Source organism: Pseudonocardia spirodelae (assembly GCF_037727765.1).
In the GTDB taxonomy this organism is placed as follows: domain Bacteria; phylum Actinomycetota; class Actinomycetes; order Mycobacteriales; family Pseudonocardiaceae; genus Pseudonocardia; species Pseudonocardia spirodelae.
Genome location: NZ_JBBJUP010000036.1, coordinates 1 through 7,364 on the forward strand (window position 1 = coordinate 1; position 7,364 = coordinate 7,364).

The window sequence follows — 7,364 nt, forward strand, 5'->3', positions numbered from 1 at the left end:
CCGAGCTGTTCCGGACCACCGAACAGGAGCGCCGCCTGGCCGGCGCCGGGGTCGCCGTCGACCCCGCCGACACCCGCGAGGAGGTCGAGGACGTGCTCACCCGGGTGATCGACCGGGCGACCCTGACACTGCCCGACGTGCCCTCCACCGGCACGATCGGCGGGCGCGGCGGCCGCCAGGGCGTGCACTCCGAGAAGCTCGAGCACGCCCTCGTCGTGATGCAGAGCCTGGCCCGCAAGCACCCGGGGGCGACGTGGTGACCGACGAAGAGCTGAGCGCTGCCCTGGGTGCACGTGCCGTCGTGGACCGGGTCGTCGACCCCGAGATGCCGATGCTCACCCTGGACGACCTGGGTGTCATCCGATCGGTGACCGAGACCCCGACGTCGTCGGGGACCGCGGTCGAGGTGACCATCACCCCGACCTACTCCGGCTGCCCGGCCATCGACGAGATGTGCGCCGACATCACCCGTGCGCTCACCGCGGACGGCTACCGGCCGGTCGAGGTCCGCACCGTGTTCGCCCCGGCCTGGAGCACCGACTGGATCAGCGACGCCGGGCGGCGCAAGCTCGCCGAGGCCGGCATCGCCCCGCCGGGGGCCACGTCGCGCCGCCCCGACGGACCGATCCCGCTGACGCTCGAGGCGCCGTCGTCGACGGTCCGCTGCCCGCAGTGCGGCTCGCCGGCCACCGAGGAGTTCTCCAGGTTCGGCCCGACCGCCTGCACCGCTCTGCGCCGATGCACCGTCTGCCGGGAACCGTTCGAGCACATGAAGGAGATCTGAGGGGCGGCGCCGTCCGCGCCGTCCCAGACGAGCCATCGGAGCGACGGCTCCGGCGCCGGAGGAGGACGAACCATGACCAGCACCGAACTGCACGACGCAGCCCCCGACACGGACCTGCCCGACGGCTTCCACCGCCTCGAAGTGAGTGACGTGGACCGGCTCTGCGACGACGCCGTCGCGATCACCTTCGACATTCCCGCCGCGCTCCGTGACCACTACTCCTTCCGCCCCGGCCAGTACCTCACCCTGCGCACCACCACCGAACAGGGTGAGGAGCGGCGCTCCTACTCGATCTGCGCACCGGCGGGCACACCACCGCGGGTGGGGGTCCGGCTCGTCGACGGAGGCCTGTTCTCCGAGTGGCTGGTCCGGCGGCTGAGCGCGGGCGACGAGGTCGAGGTCGGTCCGCCGGCCGGGGCTTTCACCCCGGACCTCGACGGGGGCACCCACCACGGCCTGATCGCCGCCGGGTCGGGCATCACCCCGATGCTGTCGATCGCCGCGTCGTTGCTGGAGGGCCACGACGACACCCACGTGACCCTGGTCTACGGCAACCGCCGCACCGACACCGTGATGTTCACCGAGGAGATCGCCGATCTCAAGAACGCCCACGGCCCCCGCCTGCACCTGCTCAACGTGCTGTCCCGGGAGCCCACCGAGGCCGACATCTTCAACGGGCGCCTCGACGCGGAGCGGCTGCGCGCGCTGCTCGGTGGCCTCGTCGACACCGAGGACGTCGACCACTGGTGGCTGTGCGGCCCGCTCGGCATGACCGAGGACGCGGTGTCGGTCCTGGCCGATTTCGGGGTGGACCGCAAGCGGGTCCACCGTGAGCTGTTCTACGTGGGGGAGCCGCCGCCCGAGCCGCATCGCGCGGACGAGGACACCGCAGGCGACGGAACCGGCAGCGAGGTCACCGTCGTGCTCAACGGCCGCGAGACCACGCTGAACCTGCCGCGCAACGAGTTCCTGCTCGACGCCGCGCAGAAGGTCCGTGGTGACCTGCCCTTCGCGTGCAAGGGCGGAGTGTGTGGGACCTGCCGGGCGAAGGTCGTCGAGGGGGAGGTGGACATGGCCCGCAACTTCGCGCTGGAGGAGGACGAGGTGGCGGCCGGGTTCGTCCTGACCTGTCAGACCCGCCCGGTCTCCGACACAGCGGTCGTCGACTTCGACTCGTGAGCCCGGACCCGGTCTGGTCCGGACGGGGCCGCCCGGCCGGACCCTTCCCGTGGGCGGATCGCCGACGGTCGGCAGCCGTGGTGGCGGCGGAAGGCACGGGTGCGGTTGCTCGGCCTCGGATCCGGGTGGTGGCGCCTGATCACGCTCGTGAGGTCGAGTGTGTACGGCGCGAGAGCTGCGTCGACGGGACCTCTCGGCCGGCCCATCGGGCGGAGATCGCCGGGCCGGCCGCGGCCGGGGGTGCGGGCCGGTGGCCGGCCCGCACCTGTCATGCCGTGGGCAGGACGAGCAGAGCCCAGCTGACCAGCGGTGCCAGGACGACCAGCGACATGCCCCAGACCATCAGCCCGCGGAACACGCCGTCGCGCCGCTCCTCGGGCGAGTTGGCGACGACGAGCGCCCCGTTGGTCGAGAACGGGCTGGAGTCCACCACCGAGGCGGAGATCGCCAGCGCCGCGATCAGGCCCGTCGCCCACACCTGGCCGGTGGCCAAGAACGGCACGGCGAGTGGGATGAGCGCACCGAGGATGCCGGTGGTCGAGGCGAACGCCGACACCACGGCGGCGATCAGACAGATGAGCACGGCCGCCAGCAGGGGTGCGCCGATCCCGGCGACGCTGGTGCCGAGCCAGTCGATGGTGCCCATGCGCTCGAGCAGCGCGATGTAGGTGACGATCCCGCCGATCAGCAGGACCGTGCCCCAGCTGACCTCGTTGACCGCGTCCTTGCTGGTGCGCGGGAAGGCCAGGGTGAGCGCCACCGCGACGCTGACGGCCACGAAGCCGACGTTGAGCTCCAGCAATAGCGAACCGACGACGAGGAACAGCAGGCCGACCAGTGTTGCGGTGACCTCGCCGGACAGTCGCGGCGGGGCGACGGGCGGGGCCTCGGGTGCGGCGGTGGCGGCCGTGGCGGCGGCGACGGTCGGACCGGTTCCGGCCAGCGAGTGCGGGGTGGCCGGTCGGTGCGTCGCGGTGCGCGAGGCGGCCAGCGCGGTCCCGCTGATCTCGTCGAGGTCGGCGCTGTCCGAGCCACGCGCCAGCCGCAGCCCGCCGAATACGAGGAAGGCGACCACGCCGAGGACCGCGTTGAACCCGAACGTCGAGAGGAAGAGCACTGTCGGGTCGGTGGTGATGCCGTTGCGGGCGGTGACACCGTTGACGATGCCGCCGAAGATTCCGATGGGGGAGAAGCTGCCGGCCGAGGCGCCCTGCACCACCATGATGCCCATCAGCATCGGGGAGATGCGGTGGCGGTGGGCGAAACCGAGGGCGACCGGCGCGATGATGGCGACCGCGGCCGGGGTCGCCGCGCCCGCCGCGGTGATGGCGGCGCAGACCACGAACATCACCCACGGGATGAGCGCGGTGCGGCCGCCGACCAGGCGCACAGCGCGGGCGACGAGCCAGTCGACCGTGCCGTTGCGTTTCGCGATGGCGAACAGGTAGGTGACGCCGACCAGGATGACGAACAGGTCGCCGGGGAAGCCGGAGACGATGTCGTCGGCCGACTCGCCGACCACGAACGTGCCGACCACGAACGCGGCCACGAGGGCCACCGCCCCCATGTTGACGGGGCGGACAGTGGCGACGAGGAACACTCCGACCAGGACGAGCAGAGCGATCAGATCCGGGGGCATGGGGACCTTCCAGGGTCGACGGTGACGTGGAGGCCGTACTGGAGCAGTGGACTGGCCACTGGCGCAGAGGACTATCCAGCACCGCTATCCTGGTGTCAACCGACCGGAGGAGATCCCGTGGGGCACGACGCCGCGCTGCAACCGCTCGCCCGTCCGCGCTTGTATGAGCAGCTCGTCGAGCGCCTGCTCGATCACATGATCGAGAAGCGCCTGGGCGCCGGGGACCGCCTTCCGGCGGAACGCGAGCTCGCCACTCAGCTCGGGGTCTCCCGGGCGTCGGTGGTGCAGGCCCTGGTGGCGCTGGAGGTCCAGGGGGTCATCGACGTCCGCCACGGTGACGGTGCCGTCATCCGCCAGGTTCCCGCTGATCGTCAGGTCCTGCGCGTGTTGCGCGAGCGCCGGCACCGACTGCGGGAGGTGATCGAGGCGCGCGAGGCGCTCGAGGTGCGGATCGCATCTCTGGCGGCGGAGCGGCGCACCGACGCGGATCTGGAGCGCATCGAGGCCGCGATGGCCGCGATGTCCGACGACATCTCCCGAGGCGGGCGCGGGGTGCACGGCGACGAGATGTTCCACGCAGCGGTCACCGCCGCGGCCCACTCCGGGCTGCTGGGCAGCCTGATGGAGGAGATCTCGGAGCTGGTCCGCGAGTCCCGGATCGAGTCGCTGAGTCAGCCGGGCCGGCCGGCCGACTCGTTGGCGGCGCACCGCCGTGTCGTCGACGCCATCCGGGCCGGCGACGCCGCGTCGGCCTCGGCCGCGATGGGTGAGCACATCGCCGCGGTCTCCGACGTCGCGCTCCTGCGCGACGACGGGTGAGCCGTACCCGGTGGGTTGACACCTACATTGGCTGAGTGGATAGTCCAGTGCCGTTGGACTGTCCACTCAGCCACGTGACTCGGCGGCGTTGCCGACCCGAGCAGACCTGTAGGGAGCGCCATGTCCCACCCGCTCACCGGCCCCCTCGGCGACATCCTGGTCGTCGATCTGAGCCGTGCCCTGGCCGGCCCGCACGCGACGATGATGCTCGGCGACCTCGGTGCGCGGGTGATCAAGATCGAGAACCCGTCCTCCGGTGACGACACCCGGGGCTGGGGGCCGCCCTTCGTCGGTGAACCCGGCGCGCAGGAGTCCACATACTTCCTGTCCGCCAACCGGAACAAGGAATCCGTCGCGCTGGACCTGAAGTCCGACGACGGCCGGGCGGTCCTGCGCGAGCTCGTCGTCCGGGCCGACGTCCTGGTGGAGAACTTCCGGGTCGGCGTGCTCGACCGGCTCGGTTTCGGCACCGACGAGCTGTTCGCCCTCAATCCGCGCCTGGTCGTGCTGTCCATCACCGGGTTCGGGCACGACGGACCCGAGGCGCACCGTTCGGGCTACGACCAGATCGCCCAGGGTGAGGCCGGGCTCATGTCGGTGACCGGCTCCGGCCCCGGCGACCCGCAGCGGGTCGGTGTGCCCATCGCCGACATCCTCGCCGGCATGTACGGCGCCTACGGCGTCCTGGCCGCCCTGCACGAGCGTGCGCGGACCGGGAGGGGCCGGGTGGTGCGCTCGTCGCTGCTCTCGGCCGTGGTCGGCGTCCACGGGTTCCAGGGCACGGCGTGGACCGTCGCCGGTGCGGTCGGCGCTGCGCGGGGCAACCATCACCCGTCGATCTCGCCCTACGGCATGTTCCGCTGCGGCGAGGGCGCCGTGCAGCTGTCGTGCGGCTCGGAGGGGCTCTGGGCCCGGCTCTGCGCCGAGTTCGACCTCGACCCCGACGCCGAGGGGATGCGCACCAACCCCGAGCGTGTCGGCCATCCGGACCTGGTGCTCGACACGGTCGAGAAGGCGTTCGCGGGCGACACCGCCGAGGTCGTCCTGCAACGGCTGTCCCGCGCCGGCGTTCCGGCCGGTCGGATCCGCGGCATCGACGAGGTCTACGACTGGGAGCAGACCCGCAGCCAGGGGCTGCTGGTCGAGGTGGATCATGCAACCCTCGGTCGCCTCACCGTTCCCGGCCCTCCGCTGCGCTTCTTCGACCCGGCGGGTGGCGAGGACACCCCCACCGGTCACACGGCGGCGCCCGTGCTCGACCAGCACGGTGCGGCCGTGCGCGCGGAGCTCGCCGGCGGTCCTCGGTGAGCGCCCCCGCCCGGGCCGCGACGGGGTCGTCCGATCTGCTCGCGGCCGTCCTCGACGCAGGATCGTTCCGGACCTGGGATTCCCCCGCCGCCGCCCCCGACGGCGCTCCGGCCGGTTACCGCCGTGAACTCGCCGCCGCTGCGGTGGCTGCCGGGACCGACGAGTCCCTGGTCACGGGCGAGGGGCGGATCGGGGGGCGTCGGATCGCCGTCGCCGTCAGTGAGTTCGCCTTCCTCGGCGGGTCGGTCGGCACCACGGCGGCCCGCCGTCTGGTCGCCGCGGTCGAGCGCGCTACCGCGTGCGGGCTGCCACTGCTGCTCTCCCCCGCCTCGGGTGGGACCAGGATGCAGGAAGGAACCCCGGCGTTCCTCGAAATGATCACCATCGCCGACCGGGTGGCCGCGCACCGGCGGGCGGGGCACCCGGTGGCGGTCCACCTGCGTCATCCGACCACCGGTGGGGCGCTGGCGTCGTGGGGGTCGCTGGGCTCGGTCACCACCGCGGAACCGGGTGCGCTGGTGGGGTTCCTCGGGCCCAAGGTCTACCGGTCGCTGTACGGCCACCGGTTCCCGTCCGGTGTCCAGACGGCGGAGAACCTCCGCGCCCGGGGCGTCATCGACGCCGTCATGGGACCTGCGGAACTCGCCGGGCTGCTGGACCGGTTGCTGGCGGTGACGGCTCGCGGACCGTCGCGGGCCGCGGTGGCACCCGCTCCCGCGGAGACGGCCCGGCCGCCCGCCGCCCCCGATGCCTGGAGTTCGATCCGCGCGACCCGCCGGCCCGACCGGCCCGGGGCGCGCGATCTGCTCCGCATCGCGGCCCGTGACGTCATCGAGCTGAGCGGCACCGGAACGGGCGAGGCGGCCGCGGCCACGGTCCTCGTGCTGGCCCGGATCGACGGCGTCGCCTGCGTGCTGGTGGGTCAGGACCGTGCCGCGGACCGGCTGCCCGGACCGGCGGACCTGCGCGTCGCCCGTCGTGGGTTCGCCCTGGCCGAGGAGCTCGGCCTGCCCCTGGTCACGTTCATCGACACCGCAGGCGGCGAGCTGAGCGCCGAGGCGGAGGAGGGCGCACTGGCGGGCGAGATCGCCCGGTGCCTGGTCGACCTGACGGCGCTGGAGGTGCCGAGCGTGTCGGTCCTCGCCGGGCAGGGGGCCGGCGGCGCCGCGCTGGCCCTCTTCGGTGCACGGCGACGGATCGCAGCCCGCAACGCGTGGCTGACCCCGCTCCCGCCCGAGGGCGCGAGTGCCATCGTCCACGGCACCACCGACCGCGCTGCCGAGGTCGTCGCGGGCCAGTGCGTCCGCAGCACCGATCTGGTCGCCGCCGGCGCGGTCCACCGCATCGTCGAGGAGCTCCCCGACGCCGCGGACGAGCCGGAGACGTACCTCGCCCGGCTGGCGCACGGCATCGTCTCGGAACTCGGGATCGCCGCCGGACCACTGTCCGGCCGGAGTCCGCGATGACGCCGGTCCCGCGCGCGGCCCCGGTCGGTCCCGGCCCCGGTCGTGGCCGGCCGGTCGCGGCCACGAGGCCCTCCCTGGCCACGATGGTCCGCCGGGTGTCCACCCTGGTGTCCAGGCGACCCGCGCCGCCCCGACATCGAGCCGTCGGGGCGGGATCCGACGGGCTAGG

At 73.1% G+C, this 7,364-nt stretch carries 7 protein-coding genes; 6 read left to right on the forward strand and 1 reads right to left on the reverse strand.

All coding sequences use genetic code 11. The features are described 5' to 3' along the window. The 3 genes from WJX68_RS25105 to paaE form a co-directional block, all read left to right on the forward strand. A partial coding sequence (locus tag WJX68_RS25105; RefSeq protein ID WP_340295455.1) for a Phenylacetic acid catabolic protein occupies positions 1 to 260 on the forward strand: 260 nt, incomplete at its 5' end. Beyond that, entirely contained in the window at positions 254 to 784 is a 531-nt protein-coding gene (gene paaD / locus WJX68_RS25110) for a 1,2-phenylacetyl-CoA epoxidase subunit PaaD (protein ID WP_340295457.1), read from the forward strand. The genes WJX68_RS25105 and paaD, both read left to right, overlap by 7 nt. A 72-nt stretch (positions 785 to 856) precedes the next feature. Next, entirely contained in the window at positions 857 to 1,963 is a 1,107-nt protein-coding gene (gene paaE, locus WJX68_RS25115) for a 1,2-phenylacetyl-CoA epoxidase subunit PaaE (protein ID WP_340295459.1), read from the forward strand. 268 nt (positions 1,964 to 2,231) lie between these two features. Here paaE and WJX68_RS25120 read toward each other — a convergent pair whose 3' ends face one another. Next, complete coding sequence (locus tag WJX68_RS25120) at positions 2,232 to 3,602, reverse strand: SLC13 family permease (protein WP_340295461.1); 1,371 nt, start codon at positions 3,600 to 3,602, stop codon at positions 2,232 to 2,234. 117 nt (positions 3,603 to 3,719) lie between these two features. On the opposite strand from WJX68_RS25120, the gene WJX68_RS25125 reads away from it, so the two are divergent. The 3 genes from WJX68_RS25125 (at position 3,720) to WJX68_RS25135 (ending at position 7,195) form a co-directional block, all read left to right on the forward strand. Beyond that, positions 3,720 to 4,421, forward strand: a complete 702-nt coding sequence (locus tag WJX68_RS25125; RefSeq protein WP_340295463.1) for a FadR/GntR family transcriptional regulator — start codon at positions 3,720 to 3,722, stop codon at positions 4,419 to 4,421. 120 nt (positions 4,422 to 4,541) lie between these two features. Next, entirely contained in the window at positions 4,542 to 5,729 is a 1,188-nt protein-coding gene (locus tag WJX68_RS25130) for a CaiB/BaiF CoA transferase family protein (RefSeq protein WP_340295465.1), read from the forward strand. Continuing rightward, positions 5,726 to 7,195: a carboxyl transferase domain-containing protein gene (locus tag WJX68_RS25135; protein ID WP_340295467.1), complete on the forward strand. Its 1,470-nt coding sequence runs from the start codon at positions 5,726 to 5,728 to the stop codon at positions 7,193 to 7,195. The genes WJX68_RS25130 and WJX68_RS25135 overlap by 4 nt, the downstream gene beginning before the upstream one ends. Positions 7,196 to 7,364 lie beyond the last annotated feature (169 nt).